The 16,052-nt window shown below is 53.1% G+C and carries 12 protein-coding genes; 11 read left to right on the forward strand and 1 reads right to left on the reverse strand.

Annotated elements, in window-relative coordinates; all coding sequences use genetic code 11:
- Nucleotides 1-119: 119 nt before the first annotated feature.
- Entirely contained in the window at nucleotides 120-1,850 is a 1,731-nt protein-coding gene (locus ACI6NM_RS10795) for a sigma 54-interacting transcriptional regulator (protein ID WP_438500868.1), read from the reverse strand.
- A 429-nt stretch (nucleotides 1,851-2,279) separates the two neighbouring features.
- Between ACI6NM_RS10795 and ACI6NM_RS10800 the strand changes: the two genes are divergently transcribed.
- From ACI6NM_RS10800 to ACI6NM_RS10850, 11 genes are all read left to right on the forward strand, one after another.
- The gene (locus ACI6NM_RS10800) at nucleotides 2,280-3,077 is read left to right on the forward strand and encodes an SDR family NAD(P)-dependent oxidoreductase (RefSeq protein WP_215654403.1); all 798 of its coding nucleotides are present in this window, start codon (nucleotides 2,280-2,282) and stop codon (nucleotides 3,075-3,077) included.
- Between the two features lie 89 nt (nucleotides 3,078-3,166).
- A complete protein-coding gene (gcvPA, locus tag ACI6NM_RS10805; RefSeq protein ID WP_262427678.1) occupies nucleotides 3,167-4,558 on the forward strand; it encodes an aminomethyl-transferring glycine dehydrogenase subunit GcvPA in 1,392 nt (463 codons plus the stop codon).
- A 21-nt stretch (nucleotides 4,559-4,579) separates the two neighbouring features.
- On the forward strand, nucleotides 4,580-6,139 hold the full coding sequence (gene gcvPB, locus ACI6NM_RS10810; protein WP_262427677.1) for an aminomethyl-transferring glycine dehydrogenase subunit GcvPB: 1,560 nt from the start codon (nucleotides 4,580-4,582) through the stop codon (nucleotides 6,137-6,139).
- Entirely contained in the window at nucleotides 6,139-7,314 is a 1,176-nt protein-coding gene (locus ACI6NM_RS10815; protein WP_262427676.1) for an ATP-NAD kinase family protein, read from the forward strand. The genes gcvPB and ACI6NM_RS10815 overlap by 1 nt, the downstream gene beginning before the upstream one ends.
- Before the next feature lie 75 nt (nucleotides 7,315-7,389).
- On the forward strand, nucleotides 7,390-7,908 hold the full coding sequence (locus tag ACI6NM_RS10820; RefSeq protein ID WP_262427697.1) for a YHYH domain-containing protein: 519 nt from the start codon (nucleotides 7,390-7,392) through the stop codon (nucleotides 7,906-7,908).
- Between the two features lie 12 nt (nucleotides 7,909-7,920).
- Nucleotides 7,921-8,805 carry a hypothetical protein gene (locus tag ACI6NM_RS10825; protein ID WP_262427675.1) on the forward strand — a complete coding sequence of 295 codons (885 nt, stop codon included), beginning with the start codon at nucleotides 7,921-7,923 and terminating at the stop codon, nucleotides 8,803-8,805.
- Between the two features lie 310 nt (nucleotides 8,806-9,115).
- Nucleotides 9,116-10,483, forward strand: a complete 1,368-nt coding sequence (locus ACI6NM_RS10830; RefSeq protein ID WP_262427674.1) for a TrkH family potassium uptake protein — start codon at nucleotides 9,116-9,118, stop codon at nucleotides 10,481-10,483.
- Nucleotides 10,484-10,498: 15 nt separating this feature from the next.
- Nucleotides 10,499-11,146 carry a potassium channel family protein gene (locus ACI6NM_RS10835; RefSeq protein ID WP_158359285.1) on the forward strand — a complete coding sequence of 216 codons (648 nt, stop codon included), beginning with the start codon at nucleotides 10,499-10,501 and terminating at the stop codon, nucleotides 11,144-11,146.
- Between the two features lie 168 nt (nucleotides 11,147-11,314).
- The gene (locus ACI6NM_RS10840; RefSeq protein WP_262427673.1) at nucleotides 11,315-13,945 is read left to right on the forward strand and encodes a sensor histidine kinase; all 2,631 of its coding nucleotides are present in this window, start codon (nucleotides 11,315-11,317) and stop codon (nucleotides 13,943-13,945) included.
- A complete protein-coding gene (locus ACI6NM_RS10845; protein WP_022274304.1) occupies nucleotides 13,938-14,636 on the forward strand; it encodes a response regulator in 699 nt (232 codons plus the stop codon). Before ACI6NM_RS10840 ends, ACI6NM_RS10845 begins: the two co-directional genes overlap by 8 nt.
- A gap of 190 nt (nucleotides 14,637-14,826) precedes the next feature.
- Nucleotides 14,827-16,002 carry an NAD(P)-dependent malic enzyme gene (locus ACI6NM_RS10850; RefSeq protein ID WP_022274305.1) on the forward strand — a complete coding sequence of 392 codons (1,176 nt, stop codon included), beginning with the start codon at nucleotides 14,827-14,829 and terminating at the stop codon, nucleotides 16,000-16,002.
- The last annotated feature ends 50 nt before the right edge of the window (nucleotides 16,003-16,052 follow it).

Raw genomic sequence — 16,052 nt, forward strand, 5'->3', positions numbered from 1 at the left:
AAGAGGGATAAAAGAGCGGAGAGTTTTTTGAAGGGGACTGACAGAGGTTGACAGAAGTGACAGAATAGATATTATTTGCCAGTTTAATGCCAAAAAAATGACTGGAGTGTGAAATCCAGTCAATTTTTTGACAATTCTTCTTTGAGATGGCTGATTCGCCGGTACAGGGTCCGAAGGCTGATATGCAGCTCGTCGGCGATCCGCTTTTTCCCCTCCAGAGTATAGCCGTATTTTTCAAAGAGCTCCAGGAGCTCCTGGTCCCGGGAATCCTGGGAGGGAGGAAAGGGGGAGACGGGCGGCAGAGAGGGAAGTCTTTCGGTATGCATGGTCTCCGGAAGGTCACCTGGCATCAGCACATCGGTCTCACAGAGGTTGGCAGCGTATTCGATCACATTCTGAAGCTGGCGCACATTCCCGGGCCACTGGTAATCTAAAAGCAGCTGCCGGGCCTCTGGAGAAATGGAGGATAAAGGAGTGTCCATCTTCAGCTTCAGCTTCTTAATATAGTTTTCTGAAATAGGGATGATATCATCCTTCCTGGTCCTCAGGGGCGGCAGCTTCAGATTGATCACGTTGATCCGGTAATACAGGTCTCCGCGGAAGGTCTTTTCTGCCACCATTTCACCCAGGTCCCGGTTGGTGGCGGCAATGACCCGGATATCCAGATGGATCTTTTTATTGGAGCCCACCCGTTCCAGCTCATATTCCTGAAGGATCCGGAGGAGCTTTGGCTGGGCAAAGAGCGGCATTTCCCCGATCTCATCCAAAAACAGGGTTCCGCCCTGGGCCATCTCGATCTTTCCGATCTTTCCGCCCTTTTTCGCTCCGGTGAAGGAGCCCTCCTCATAGCCAAACAGTTCACTTTCAAACAGATTGTCCGGGATACTGGAGCAGTTGATGGCCACAAAGGGGTATTTGCTCCGGCGGCTCTGCTCGTGGATGGCTCTGGCGATCAGCTCTTTTCCAGTGCCGGTCTCCCCGGTGATCAGCACCGGAGTGGGACTGTCGGCGATCCGCCGGATCATCCTCTGGACCTCGGAAATGGCCGGGCTGGTGCCGATGATCCCTTCAAAATAGCTGGTGTCCTTGGAAAGCGCCCGGAGCTGGTCGGAGATCCGGATATAGAAACCGGTGACCTGGCCGTTGATCTTTACGGCTCTGGTGGAGATCTTGGTGGCCATGCCGCTGATGGTCACACTCTTTTCAAACAGGTCGTTGCCCTCCATGATCCGCTTTACGACGGAATTGGGGAAGATCTGCCAAAGGGATGCGGAGGTCAGTTCGCAGACCTTTAAAAGATCCTCGGCCAGCTGGTTATATTGAAGGATCACACCGCGGGCGTCAGTTAAGAGCAGCGGCTGATCACAGAGCTCCATAACCGGCAGGATGCTGGCATCCAGATTGGCCGGACTCTGTCCGTTTGTCATAGTCTCCAGCTGGTTGCCGAAGAGATTTGCCATTTCTGTGATGGCGTTCAGGTAAACGGCATCATTTTCGGTGATCCGTTTTTGACCTTCCTTAGTAAAGGAGGTGAAGGCCAGAACGCCTGCCACCTCGGTTCCTGCGTGGATGCAGCACAGGATCTCAATGGTGGAGGGGCAGTGGTCCCGGAACCGGCAGCCGATGCAGGAGGCCATTTCTCCGGGAGTATTGATTAAGATGCTTCCGTTTTCGATCACCTCCTGGAGGGAGGGAGTATGGACGGAGCGTCCTTTTTTCTTCGAGTAGGTAGGCGTACAGTAGAACAACTGGCAGCTGCCGTCAAAAATTGCCATTTCCAGCCTCAGGGAATTGCTGACGGCGGTGATAAAACGTTCAATGAACGGGCGGATCACTTCCAGGTTTGTCATAAGACAGACTCCTTTCCCAAAGGTCAGTGGAGAGAGTTCGTCGAAAATCTTTATAAATTATACCATGGAACCAGGGAAAAGACAAATACAAATGGCAAAAATGGCACAAGTTGACATTGAATGACATGATAGTGACAGGTGACATCGAAGAGACGTGATGGGATGACAATTTTCTTTGTGTCAATGACAGGCAGAGACAGATTGACAAACAGACCAGATAGAAAAAATCCCTGTAAATGCAGGGGACTATTGAGAAAATAAATAAAACAGGGCGGAGATGCGAGAAGTTGGCATGGGAATTGCTTTTATAAAAGGGCAGTACAAAAAGGTCAGTACAGTCGGAAGTCATCGGTCTGGTCCTGGTGCCGGACGGATAAATGAAATGGAAACTTATTGTAACATCCAAATATCAATTTAGGAGGAAAATGTATGTTAGTTAAGAAAGATCCCTTAAATCTCACAGGAAAAGTTGCAGTTATCACTGGAGGCAGCTCCGGAATCGGTCTTGGCGTATGTGAGTTATTATCCGCTTACGGCGCAAAGATCGCTATGGTAGATATCAGCCCCAAGGGCGAGGAGAAGGCACAGGAGTTAAGAGACGCAGGCCGTGACGCTGCTTTCTTCCAGTGCGACGTTACCAACGAGGAGCAGGTTAAGGCTACGGTGGACGCCATCGTTGCAAAATTCGGAAAGATCGATATCTTACATAACAACGCAGGCGTTACTGTAAGAAAGAAAATGGCTGACTTATCTGAGAAGGAATGGGATTTCGTTCTGGATGTAGGTCTTAAGGGCTTATTCCTCTTCTCCAAATATGTAATTCCGGTAATGGAAGCCAACGGCGGCGGAAGCATCGTAAACACTGGCTCCGGCTGGGGCTTAAAGGGCGGCGACCTGGCAGCTGCATACTGTGCAGTTAAGGGCGGTATCGTAAACGTAACAAGAGCTATGGCCATCGACTACGGCCCAATGAACATCCGTGTAAACAGCATCAACCCGGGCGATACCGATACTGCAATGCTTCGTGATGAAGGAAGACAGACCGGTATGGTTGAAAAGGGCGACGCTAAGATGGATGATTACCTGAAAGACTGCGGAACCAGCAGACCGCTTGCAAGAATCGGTATGCCGGAAGATATCGCCAACGGCGTTCTGTTCCTGTGCAGCGACCTGGCAAGCTGGGTAACAGGCGCAGCCTTAGTTGTAGACGGCGGCGGAATCGCTTAATCGTTTAAAACGGATATCAGCCGGGAGCCGGTGCTCCGGTTCCCGGATTCAAACAATTAATTTCACCATTTTTAGGAGGAAAGTGACTCATGAGAGGATTTGAAAGCCATCCTTACATACCGAACTCTGTACCGGACGTCCAGGCAGAAATGCTGAAGGAAATCGGAATGAGTTCTTTAGAAGAGCTCCACAAAAACGTTCCGGAGCTGTTAAAATTAAAAGAAGAGATGAACCTGCCGGAGGCATTTGGTTCTGAGTATGAATTAAGAAGACACGTAGAGCGTCTCCTTTCCAAAGATACAGACTGCAAAAAGAACTTAAACTTCCTGGGCGCAGGCTGCTGGCAGCACTATGTTCCGGCGATCTGCGACGAGATCAACGGAAAGGGTGAGTTCTTAACCGCTTACGGCGGAGAGCCCTACAACGACGAGGGCCGTTTCCAGGCATTATTCGAGTACGAGAGCATGGTAGCTGAGCTGGTTGACATGGACGTTGTAAACGTTCCGACCATGGACTGGGCACAGGCTGCCGCTACAACTGCACGTATGGCACAGCGTATCACTGGCCGCAGCACTCTCCTTGTACCGGAGTACATGGACGCAGAGAAGAAGAAAGTAATTGAAAACTACGCAGAATGCTGCTTAAAGATGGTAAGTGTAAAATGCGACTGCATGGGCCACTTAGATCTGGAGGACTTAAAGTCCAAGATCAATGAAGATACCATCGGCGTATACTTTGAGAATCCGGGCTATCTGGGCGTAATCGAGCCCAATGGCCAGAAAATATCTGATATGGTACATGAAGCAGGAGGACTGAGCCTGGTTGGCGTGGATCCGATTTCTCTTGGCGTACTGGCAACACCACCCTCCTATGGTGCTGACATCGTGTGCGGAGATTTACAGCCCCTCGGAATCCACATGTATTACGGCGGAGGCCAGTCCGGCTTCATGGCGACCAGAGACGAAGAGAAATTCGTAATGGAGTTCCCGTCCCGTCTGTTTGGTCTTGCTCCCACCTCCAAGCCGGGTGAGTACGGCTTCGGCGATGTAGCTTACGACAGAACTTCCTTCGGTCATCACAGAGAGCATGGTAAGGAGTATGTAGGAACCCAGTCTGCTCTCTGGGGCATCACAGCAGGCGTATACCTGGCTACCATGGGACCGCAGGGCATGGCTGAGGTTGGCAAAAAGATCATGGCCAACGCCCAGTATGCAGTTAAGAAATTAAATGAGGTTCCGGGCGTGAAAGCCAATGCATTCGGTTCCGCATTCTTCAAAGAGTTCGTTGTTGACTTCAACGGCACAGGAAAGACCGTTGCAGACATCAACAAGGCATTGCTTGAAAAGGGCATTTTCGGTGGAAAGGACCTTTCCGCAGAGTTTGCAAACCTGGGCCAGTCCGCACTTTACTGTGTAACTGAGATCCACACCAAGGAAGATATTGATACTTTAGCGGCAGCCCTCAAAGAAGTGCTCCAGTAAGCTGCAGAAAGGAATGATATTGTGAAAAGAATAGACAGATCTTCTAAAGTAAGAACAGGCTTCCACCAGGCAAAGTGGGATGAGCCGATCATTTATGAACTGAGCACTCCCGGCGAGCGCGGTATCCTTGTGGGACAGCCGGAGAAGGCCGTTGCAGAGGAAGTGGAAGGCGAGGCAGCCATCCCCGCAGGAATGGCAAGAAATACAAAATTAAATCTTCCGGAAATGTCTCAGGCTGCTGTATTACGCCATTATTCCAGACTGGCACAGCAGACACTGGGCGCCGATGTGAATATCGAGATCGGCCAGGGTACATGTACTGTTAAGTACAGCCCCAAGGTAAACGATCAGCTGGCAAACCTGGTACGTGAGTACCATCCGCTCCAGGATGAGAGCACTGTACAGGGTATGCTCCAGATCTTCCATGAAACAGATAAATATATGTGTGAGATCTCCGGTATGGACCGTTTCTCCTTCCAGCCCAGCGGCGGCTCCCAGGGTATCATGACCATGGCTTCCCTGATCCGCGCTTACTTCAAGGATAAAGGCGAGGACCGTGACGAGATCATCACGACCATTTACTCCCATCCGTCCGATGCAGCAGCTCCTCACGTTGCAGGCTTTAAGATCATCTTCTTACAGCCGGATCCCAAGACCGGTGTGCCGGATCTTGAGCAGTTAAAGGCAGTTGCAGGTCCGAAGACAGCTGGATACATCGTTGCAAACCCGGAGGATACCGGCGTTTACAACAGCCATGTAAAAGAATTCGTGGATTACATCCATTCCATCGGCGGCCTCTGCGCATATGACCAGGCAAACGCAAACGGTCTTCTGGGCGTTACAAGAGCCAGAGATGCAGGCTTTGATATGTGCTTCTTCAACCTGCACAAGACCTTCTCCACACCTCACGGCTGCGGCGGCCCGGCCTGCGGCGCTACCGGCGTACAGAAGGATCTGGTGAAGTATCTTCCGGCTCCCCTTGTGGGCTTTGACGGCCAGAAATACTTCTTCGATTATGAGACACCAAGCAATGCGTGTGCAGTTGGCAAGGTAAGAGAGTGGTACGGCGTTGCCCAGGTCGTATTAAAGGCATACTGCTGGATCCGTTCCTTAGGCCCCAACGGACTGTATCAGGTTGCAAAGACCGCAGTTCTCAACAACAACTACTTATTTAAGAAGTTAATGGAGCTTCCGGAGGTTTCCGCTTACTACGAGGACGGACACAACCAGAGAGTGGAGCAGGCCCGCTATTCCTTAGAGAACCTGGAGAAGGAGACCGGCATCGGTACTCTCGATATCCAGAGAAGAATGATGGACTTCGGTATGCACTACTGGACCTCCCACCATCCGTTCTATCTGCCTGAGCCCATGACCTTAGAGCCCACAGAGACTCCGTCCAAGAAGGATATCGACGAGTACATCGAGACCTTAAAGTATGTATTCAAGGAGGCTCATGAGGATCCGGAGACCATTAAGACCGCTCCGCACAGAAGCGTTACCCACCAGGTTGACGAGTCTGAGATGGACGATCCGGCAAAGTGGGTTCTGAGCTGGAAGACTTACTTAAAGAAGTGCGAATAATGAAAAAATTAGGACTGATCATAAATCCGATCGCCGGAATGGGCGGAAGTGTCGGATTGAAAGGTACTGACAACACCGCGGCGGAAGCTTTTCGCCGCGGTGCTGTTCCAAGGGCCGGTGATCGGGCGAAGGCTGCCCTTTCGGAGCTCCTGCCGGTGAAGGAGGAGATCCTTGTATACACATGCCCGGGAGCCATGGGCGGGGATACAGCAGAAGAAATGGGATTTCAGACGGTGCTGCGGCCAGGTACGGCTGCCGCTGGGGCCGGAATGGAGTCTGATGGCGCTTCAATGGATGCGGGAGCGCTGCCGGAGTCACTTTCCGCCACATCGGCAGAGGACACCAGGAAGCTGGCAGAATGGCTTCTTTCGGAAAAGGTGGATCTGATCCTCTTTGCCGGAGGAGACGGTACTGCCAGGGATGTGTACCAGGCCGTGGAGCTGTCTTCTCCCTGTGTGGGGATCCCTGCAGGAGTGAAGATCCATTCTCCGGTCTATGCGAAAAATCCCAGAGCAGCAGGCCGTCTGGCGCTTTTATGGCTGACGGGAAAGCTCTCCATGACCCAGGAGGAGGAAGTCCTGGACATCGACGAGGAGCAGTACCGGAAGGAACATATCAACACCCGCCTGTACGGGTATTTGAGGGTTCCCAAGGAATGGACCCTGACCCAGAACAAAAAGGCCCCGTCCCCCTTATCGGATGCGGCGGCCATGGAATCCATTGCTTATGAGGCCATTAGGCAGATGGAACCGGATACCTATTATATCATTGGGGCCGGAACCACTACCCGGGGGATCATGGAGGTTCTGGGCCTTAAGAACACGCTGATCGGCGTGGATCTGATCCGGAATAAGGAGCTGGTGGCCAACGATCTCGGCGGTAAAGAGCTTCTTTCCTATATAAAGGGGAAGAGGGCAAAGATGATCGTTACCATCACCGGCGGCCAGGGATACCTCTTTGGCCGCGGAAACCAGCAGCTGACGCCGGAGGTGATCCGGGAAGTGGGAAAAGAGAATATCATCATTCTGGCCACAAAGACAAAGCTGGCTTCCCTTTCCGGAAGACCGCTTCTGGTGGATACCTATGATGAAGAACTGAATCATTCCCTGTGCGGATATTATAAAGCGATCTCCGCCTACGGGGAGGCCACCGTATGTAAGGTGGCAGAGGAATAAGAGAAAAAGCTCTGTATATAAAAAGGAGGACTAGAGATGAAAAAGAGAAAAACAGCAGCATTTTTAGCGGCCCTGATGATCTGCGCCTGGGTTCCCCAGGCAGTTCCGGGAGACTCCGGCGTTCTTGTGGCAGAGGCCCACAGCGGCCGTACAGACCGGTACGGCGGCCACCGGGACAATAAAAATAAGAGCGGACTGGGCAGCTACCACTATCACTGCGGCGGCCATCCGGCCCATCTGCACGAAAACGGCGTCTGCCCCTATGCATCTTATGTAGAGGAGGCTGCTCCAGCGGTTTCCCCAGAGGAGACGGTTGCGGAGGCGCCGGAGAATCTTTACATGGTCTTTGATCCCATCTACTACGCGGATCACAATTCGGACCTTTACGAGGCCTTTGGATACGATACGGACCAGCTCCAGGAGCACTTCCTCACCTGCGGCATGAAGGAAGGCCGGCCCGGCTGCGCGGATTTCAATGTGGCAGTATATAAGGAACAGAATGCAGACCTGGCGGCGGCCTACGGAGATGATCTGGCGGCCTACTATACCCATTATATGGGCTGCGGCCACGGCGAGGGGCGCATCTGCCATTAAGGGGGGGAAGAAATGAAGCCTGCATGGATCCAACGGCCGGTTTTATTGATCCTGTTTTCTTTCCTTTTGTCGGGCTGTAAAGGCGATATGACGGATACAGGAAATGAAACGGATATTCCGGATAAGAACGCAGTGGTGACAGAGAGCATGTCAGAAGAGCTGCCTGTGGAGCAGACTGAAGAATCCACTTCTGTTCTGGTCCAGGATCTTGGGGAGCTTTTATGCGAGAGGGATTCTGTCCGGGATCTTATGCTGGTGGTGGACCGCCGGGGGCTGGATGATATCACGGTCATGACCAGCCAGGAGGAAAGAGATCAGATCCTGGACGAACTGTATGCGGCGGACCTCAGTGGATTTGAGAGCGCCGGCCCCAGGGAGGCGGGGGGAATCGTGGAAAAGTATAAAATCCAGACCGATGAAATGGAGGTTTCCCTTTCCATTTATCAGGACATGACTGGAAATTATCAGTATATCACGATTGCAGGCCCGGACAGACGTCCCATATCTGAGATCAAGGGGCCTGCGGGAGCATTCGATTTTTCCAGGCTGGGGAAACTGGCGGCTGAGGTAAGGACAAATACAGAGGATCCGCTGTATTCGGGAACTGCTTCTGTTCCAGAGTCTGGATATGAAACAAAAATGAACAAGCTGGCCTGTGGGTATGCCCTGTATTTTTTTGAGACGGCGCTGAGGGAAGAGGCAATGGAAGCCCCTGGTGAAGGAGAAAGCTTCGATGTCCAGATAAAAATAGGAGAGATGGTTTATCAGCTGCAAAGCGATACGGGATATTTTTCCAGAACAGACAGCCAGGGGACCAGCTATGGGAAACTGGCGGAGGACGCCCTTCTGGTCGTTCTCACTGAAGCACAGGTTGGACACAGTCTGAAGGAGCCGTGATGTTCTAGGACGGGAAAATGGCTGTGGGGTAAAACATAAAAACGCAGCGGATACTATGGGCCGTCTCCGGTGATATGCCGGGGGCGGCCTTTTTACGTTTTTTTCATAAAAACCGTTTCTTCATCCGCTTCTAATGCACATCCAGAACCTTCCCCCTGTTTTAAGATCCCCTGCGCTCCTGTCCCTGCCCGTCTTTATACAATATTAATACGGAGCCTTATATACTCATACCGGCTTAATGCGTTTAAAGATATAATAAGGATGCAATAAAGACCATATTAATAAGAAGATTTACAGGCAGGTGCGGAATATGTGGCAGAACCTCAGGTGGGAGATCAATGCAAAGTTTAAAGAAAAGATACACAGACACGTTTCCTCGTTCCAGGTGATCATCCTGGGCTTTATGCTGGTGATCCTTCTGGGCAGCCTTTGTCTGACGCTGCCCCTGGCCACCAGGGACGGACAGGGCGCGTCCTTTCTGGACGCTCTCTTTACATCCACCTCGGCGGTATGTGTGACCGGACTGGTGCTCCATGATACAGCCTCCTACTGGTCCATGTTCGGACAGGCGGTGATCCTGTTTCTGATCCAGATCGGAGGCATGGGCGTGGTGACAGTCTCTGTGGCAGTGGCTATTTTCTCGGGCCGGAAGATCAGTCTTATGCAGCGGAGCACCATGCGGGAGTCCATTTCCGCTCCCCAGGTGGGCGGCATCGTCCGTATGACGGAATTTATCCTGAAAACGGTATTTCTGGTGGAGCTTCTGGGAGCTGTGGCCATGGCTCCAGTGTTTGTACGGGATTTTGGCTTCCTTAAGGGAGTCTGGTATGCCATGTTCCACTCCATTTCCGCCTTCTGCAACGCGGGCTTCGATCTGATCGGGATCCGGTCTCCTTTTTCCTCCCTGACTACATACGCGTCCCAGCCAGTGATCAATCTGACGATCATGGCGCTCATCATCGTAGGAGGCATCGGCTTTCTGACCTGGGAGGATGTGAAGAGGAACCGGCTCCATTTCAGCCGGTACCGGATGCAGAGCAAGGTGATCCTGGTGACAACGGCAGTGCTGATCGCAGCTCCGGCCGCCTGGTTTTTCTTCTTTGAATTTTCGGAGCTGCCTCTGGGAACGCGGCTATTAAGCGCTCTGTTCCAGTCAGTGACGCCCAGGACTGCCGGCTTCAACACAGCAGATCTGACAAAAATGACCGAGGCAGGCCAGATGCTCATGATCGTTTTAATGCTCATCGGTGGCTCTCCCGGATCCACCGCCGGAGGAATGAAGACCACCACCATTGCCGTGATCTTCTCCTCTGCCAGGGCGGTGTTCCGGCAGAAGGAGAGCGCCCATTTCTTTCAGCGCAGGATCCCGGAGGAGGCCATCCGCAACGCCGGAGCCATTCTTCTGATGTATCTGGGGCTGTTTTTGGCAGGCGGCATGTTCATCAGCTATGAGGAGGGAATCCCTCTTCTGGACGCATTATTTGAGACTGCCTCGGCCATCGGCACCGTGGGGCTGTCCCTTGGCGTTACGCCGGAGCTGGGACGGATCTCCCAGCTGATCCTCATCGGTCTTATGTTTTTTGGCCGGGTGGGAGGACTTACGATCATTTACGCGGCTGTATCCAGCCGCTGTGTCAGCGGATCCGCGTTCCCGCAGGAACGGATCACAGTGGGATAAAGGAGGAATTAAATCATGAAATCTATACTACTGATCGGATTAGGAAGATTTGGAAGACATATCGCCATGAAGCTGGACGAGCTCCATCACCAGGTCATGGCCGTGGACACAGATGAAAAGCGGGTGGAGGCGGTGCTTCCCTATGTGACTAACGCCCAGATCGGAGACGCCACAGACGAGGAGTTTTTAAGCTCCCTGGGAGTGCGGAACTTTGACGTCTGCATCGTAGCCATTGGAGACAATTTCCAGAGCTCCCTGGAGACCACCTCCCTTTTAAAGGAGCTGGGAGCTGGCTATGTGGTATCCAGGGCCGCCAGGGACGTCCAGGCCAAATTCCTTTTGAGGAATGGAGCGGACGAGGTGGTGTATCCAGAAAAACAGCTGGCTGCCTGGACCGCCATCCGTTACAGCGCAGACCACATTTTTGATTATGTGGAGCTGGATGAGGAGCATGCGATCTTTGAGGTGGCAGTCCCGGAGGGCTGGGCGGAAAAGACCATCGGCCAGCTCAACGTGAGAAGAAAATACAACATAAACATCATGGCCCTGAAGCATGATGGAAAGATGAAGCTGAATATCTCGCCGGATACGGTCCTTCCGGCAGAGGATACCATGCTGGTTCTTGGGAATATCCGGGATATCCAAAGGTGTTTCCACATTTAAAAGAAAGAAGTGACCCGTATGAAGGAAGCGATCCTGCTCTGTCTGGTATTGGCGTCATTTTATGGAAGCTGGCGTTTTATGGGGAAGGCAGACGTTTTTTTTGACAGCCTTGAGTTCCCGGACCAGGATGATATATAATAGTGGTATATTCCGGGAAGGAGACTGGCAATGACAGAAGAAAGACAAAATGCAGGGGAAGGCGGAAAAAGCGGCCAGCTGAAGATCTTTTTTGGATACGCGGCAGGAGTCGGGAAAACGTATGCCATGCTCCAGGCGGCGCTGACGGCAGAGGAACGGGGCATGGACGTGGTCATCGGCTCCATTGCGCCGTACCGGTCGCTGGAGGACACAGCCCTGGCGGAGCGGCTTCGGGCCATGGAACGGCTGGAGGAATTTGACCTGGACCGGGCCATCCGGAGGAAACCGGATCTGATCATAATGGACGATCTGGCCTGCGAAAACCCTAAGGGGAGCCGGCATTCCAGGAGATACCAGGATATCCGGGAGCTCTTGAAGGCCGGGATCAGCGTTTATACCACAGTCAGCGCCCAGAACATAGAAAGCCTGAATGATATCGTGACGGCCATTACCAGGGTCCCTGTAAAGGACAGGATCCCGGATTCGGTCTTTGATCATGCAGATCAGGTGGAGCTGGTGGATCTGGAGCCGCGGGAACTTCTGGAGCGGCTCAGGAACGGGGCCCTGGCGGAAAAGGAGGGGGAGCATCCGCCGGGAACGGCATATTTTACGGTGGCAAATCTGACGGCCCTGCGTGAGGTGGCCTTAAGGCGGTGTGCCGACCGGATCAATATGCTGACCAGGGGAGACGGAGCTGCTCATGGAGATGAGCACGTTCTGGTCTGTCTGTCGGCATCCCCCTCCAACGCAAAGATCGTCCGAACTGCGGCCAGGATGGCAAATGCGTTCCGCGGGGCATTTACGGCCCTGTTCGTAAAGACGCCGGATCTGGCATACATGGACGAAGAGGACCGGAAACGTCTCCAGTCCCATATGCGGCTGGCAGAGCAGCTGGGAGCCAGGATCGAGATCCTGTACAGCGACGATATCCCATTCCAGATCGCTGAATTTGCCCGGATCTCTGGAGTCTCAAAAATCGTCATCGGACGCAGCGCCGCCACCAGGGATCATATATTCAGCAAGCCTGCCCTGACCGAAAAGCTGATCTCCAACGCGCCGGATCTGGACGTATATATCATTCCTGACGCTGATCCGGGCTCTTCCTTTTACAGAAAACGGCATTTTGGGACGCGCCGCCACCTGGTCTTTTCGGCCGGAGATATCCTAAAAAGCATTGGGATCCTTCTGGCGGCCAGCTGCATTGGATTTTTTTTCTATAACCTGGGGGTCAATGAGGCCAACATCATCACCATCTATGTGCTGGGGGTCCTGGTGACGGCCCTGGTGACAAAAAATCAGATTTACAGCCTGATCTCATCCGCCGTCAGTGTTCTGGTGTTCAATTTCCTGTTCACAGAGCCGCGCTATACACTCCAGGCATATGCTCCCGGGTATCCGCTGACCTTCAGCGTCATGTTCCTGTCGGCTTTCATCACAGGCTCTCTGGTGATGCGGCTGAAGAGCCATGCAAAGCAGTCGGCGGAGGTGGCCTTCCGTACCCGGATCCTGTTTGATACCAACCGGCTCCTGCAGCAGGCCAGGGGGCAGGAGGAGATCACTTCTGTATCTGCGGGCCAGCTGGTGAAGCTGTTAAAAAAGGACATTGTGGTCTATCCGGCGGAAAATGGAGTGCTGGGAGAGCCGCAGATCTTTCAGGCCGGGGAAACGGAGCCAGATGCCGGCTGTATCTCCGCCAGGGAGCGGGAGGTGGCCGTATGGACACTGAAAAATAATAAACACGCGGGAGCCACCACGGATACTTTTTCCGATGCCGGCTGTCTGTACCTGGCTATCCGCGTGGGCGAAAACGTTTATGGGGTCCTTGGGATCGTTATGGAAGGCGGAGAACTGGACGCCATGGAAAACAGCATCCTCTTATCTGTACTGGGAGAATGGGCCTTTGCTCTGGAAAATGAAAAGAGCACCAGAGAAAAGGAGGAAGCCGCCGTTCTGGCAAAGAACGAGCAGCTGAGAGCCAACCTTCTGAGGGCCATTTCCCATGATCTCCGAACGCCTCTGACCTCCATTTCCGGAAACGCCAGCAATCTTCTGGCCATGGGCCAGGACTTTGACGAGGAGACGAGGAAACAGCTTTATACGGATATTTATGAAAATTCCATGTGGCTCATCAATCTGGTGGAAAACCTGTTATCCATCACCCGGCTGGTGGAGGGCCGATTAAATTTAAATATCACCGAGGATCTGGTGGACGACGTGGTGGCCGAGGCATTGCGTCATGTGAATAAAAAAAGCGCAGAGCATACCATCGTTACAGAAAGCGGTGAGGAATTTCTCCTGGCCAGGATGGATCCCAGGCTGATCGTCCAGGTGATCATCAACATCGTCAATAACGCCATCGAATATACGCCCGCCGGCTCCCATATCACGATCCGGTCCGAAAAAAAGGATGGAACGATCATCCTTTCCATTGCCGACGATGGGCCTGGGATCCCAGATCAGGAAAAGCCCAGGGTATTCGATATGTTTTACAGCGGAGGGAATCCGATCGCCGACAGCCGGCGCAACTGCGGCATCGGTCTTTCCCTCTGCCGGTCCATCATAGACGCCCACGGGGGGGAGCTGACTGTTTCAGACAATGCACCCCATGGAGCAGTCTTTACATTTACATTGCCAGCGGGGGAGGTACAGCTTCATGAATAAACCTTTGATCCTTGTGGTGGAGGATGACAGATCTGTAAACAATCTGATCACGACGATCCTGAAGACCCATGACTACCGGTATCTGACGGCCTTGAACGGTGCGGAGGCGGTGCTGGAGGCATCGTCCCATAATCCGGACATCGTACTCCTGGATCTGGGACTGCCGGATACGGACGGAGTGGACATCATAAAAAAGATCCGTACCTGGTCCAATATGCCCATCATCGTCATCAGCGCCAGGAATGAGGATAAGGATAAGATCGAGGCCCTGGACGCAGGGGCTGACGATTATGTGACGAAGCCCTTTTCCGTGGAGGAGCTGTTAGCCCGTCTGCGGGCTACCACCAGGCGGCTTTCGGCCTCGGGACAGACTCAGGCGGAGGACGCGGTGTTTGAAAACGGGGAGCTTCGGATCGAATACGCCGCCGGATGCGCGTGGCTTGGGGATAAGGAGCTTCATTTAACGCCCATTGAATATAAGCTTCTATGCCTTCTGGCCAGGAATGTGGGAAAGGTCCTGACCCACACGTATATTATGCAGCAGATCTGGGGCAGCAGCGGAGCCAGTGATATCGCTTCCCTGCGGGTGTTCATGGCCACCTTGAGAAAAAAGATCGATTCCAGCGTGGACGGTCCCCAGTATATCCAGACCCATATCGGTGTGGGATACCGGATGATGAAGGTCGAATAGGCTTGAGATTTGCCGGCTTTTGTGCTATTTTGTAATTATGATAGCTGGGTCAAATAAACTTTTGTCCCGGCATCGGATATTGAACGGGACATACAGCCGCCGCGCCGTCTTCCTGGGATCCTGACAGGCCCCGCCTCCAGGCGGGAGGAGAAGGCTGGAGACTGAAACGAAAAAAGAGGAGGAACAGCCAGTGAACTTTAATGAGGAAGCTTTAAAGCTCCATGCAGAGCACAAAGGTAAGATCGAGATCAGGAGCAAGGTGCCTGTAAACACAAGGGACGATCTGAGCACCGCTTATACGCCGGGGGTTGCCGAGCCGTGCCGGAAGATCCATGCAGACAAAAAGGAAGTATATAAATATACGGCCAAGGGAAACCTGGTGGCCGTGGTCTCCGACGGAACCGCCGTTCTGGGGCTGGGAGACATCGGGCCGGAGGCCGCCATGCCGGTGATGGAGGGAAAGGCGATCCTGTTTAAGGAATTTGGAAACGTAGATGCCTTCCCCATCTGCCTGGATACCAAGGACACTGAAGAGATCATCCAGGCTGTAAAGGCCATCGCCCCCTGCTTCGGCGGCGTGAATCTGGAGGATATCGCTTCTCCCAAATGCTTTGAGGTAGAGGCCCGTCTGGAAAAGGAGCTGGATATTCCGGTGTTCCACGACGACCAGCACGGAACCGCCGTTGTGGTCACGGCTGCCCTTTTAAATGCCTTAAAGGTAGTGGGAAAGAAGATCGAAGAGATCCATGTGGTGTTAAACGGTCCTGGATCTGCCGGGACAGCCATTATTAAAATGCTCCTGGCGGCCGGAGTGAAGCACATCATCGCCTGCGATGAGAACGGCATTCTTTATAAGGACCGGGGCGTGGGCATCAAGGACCATAAAGAGATGCTGTGCGGGATCACGAACCTGGAGGATAAGAGGGGAGATCTGGCAGACGCCCTTGTGGGCGCGGACGTGTTTATCGGCGTTTCCGTGGGCGGAGCCTTAAAGCCGGAGATGATAAAGACCATGGCCAAGGATCCCATCGTTTTTGCCATGGCGAACCCGACGCCGGAGATCATGTACGATGAGGCCATGGCCGCAGGCGTGAAGGTCATGGGAACGGGCCGATCCGATTTCCCCAACCAGATCAACAACGTCCTGGCCTTCCCAGGGATCTTCCGGGGCGCGCTGGACTGCGGAGCCCGTGACATCAACTATGATATGAAGGTGGCCGCCGCCCATGCCATTGCAGAGCTGGTGACCGACGATAAGCTGTGCGCCGAATACATCATTCCCGGGGCCTTAGAGCCGGGAGTTGCCGCCCATGTGGCGGAGCGTGTGGCAGAAGCCGCCGTAAGATCCGGAGCCATCCGGAAATAAACTGGATATCCTGAGAATATTTCATCACCCCTCTGTCATATACTGTATAA

The organism is Pilosibacter sp. YYHA0881 (assembly GCF_051602715.1).
GTDB lineage: Bacteria > Bacillota > Clostridia > Lachnospirales > Lachnospiraceae > Alitiscatomonas > Alitiscatomonas aceti.

What these genes read in the sequence shown, in the direction of transcription:
- ACI6NM_RS10795 (WP_438500868.1), bottom strand. Translation starts at nt 1,850, where the DNA reads ATGACAAACCTGGAAGTGATCCGCCCGTTCATTGAACGTTTTATCACC.
- ACI6NM_RS10800 (WP_215654403.1), top strand. Translation starts at nt 2,280, where the DNA reads ATGTTAGTTAAGAAAGATCCCTTAAATCTCACAGGAAAAGTTGCAGTT.
- gcvPA (WP_262427678.1), top strand. Translation starts at nt 3,167, where the DNA reads ATGAGAGGATTTGAAAGCCATCCTTACATACCGAACTCTGTACCGGAC.
- ACI6NM_RS10815 (WP_262427676.1), top strand. Translation starts at nt 6,139, where the DNA reads ATGAAAAAATTAGGACTGATCATAAATCCGATCGCCGGAATGGGCGGA.
- ACI6NM_RS10820 (WP_262427697.1), top strand. Translation starts at nt 7,390, where the DNA reads ATGATCTGCGCCTGGGTTCCCCAGGCAGTTCCGGGAGACTCCGGCGTT.
- ACI6NM_RS10825 (WP_262427675.1), top strand. Translation starts at nt 7,921, where the DNA reads ATGAAGCCTGCATGGATCCAACGGCCGGTTTTATTGATCCTGTTTTCT.
- ACI6NM_RS10830 (WP_262427674.1), top strand. Translation starts at nt 9,116, where the DNA reads ATGTGGCAGAACCTCAGGTGGGAGATCAATGCAAAGTTTAAAGAAAAG.
- ACI6NM_RS10835 (WP_158359285.1), top strand. Translation starts at nt 10,499, where the DNA reads ATGAAATCTATACTACTGATCGGATTAGGAAGATTTGGAAGACATATC.
- ACI6NM_RS10840 (WP_262427673.1), top strand. Translation starts at nt 11,315, where the DNA reads ATGACAGAAGAAAGACAAAATGCAGGGGAAGGCGGAAAAAGCGGCCAG.
- ACI6NM_RS10845 (WP_022274304.1), top strand. Translation starts at nt 13,938, where the DNA reads ATGAATAAACCTTTGATCCTTGTGGTGGAGGATGACAGATCTGTAAAC.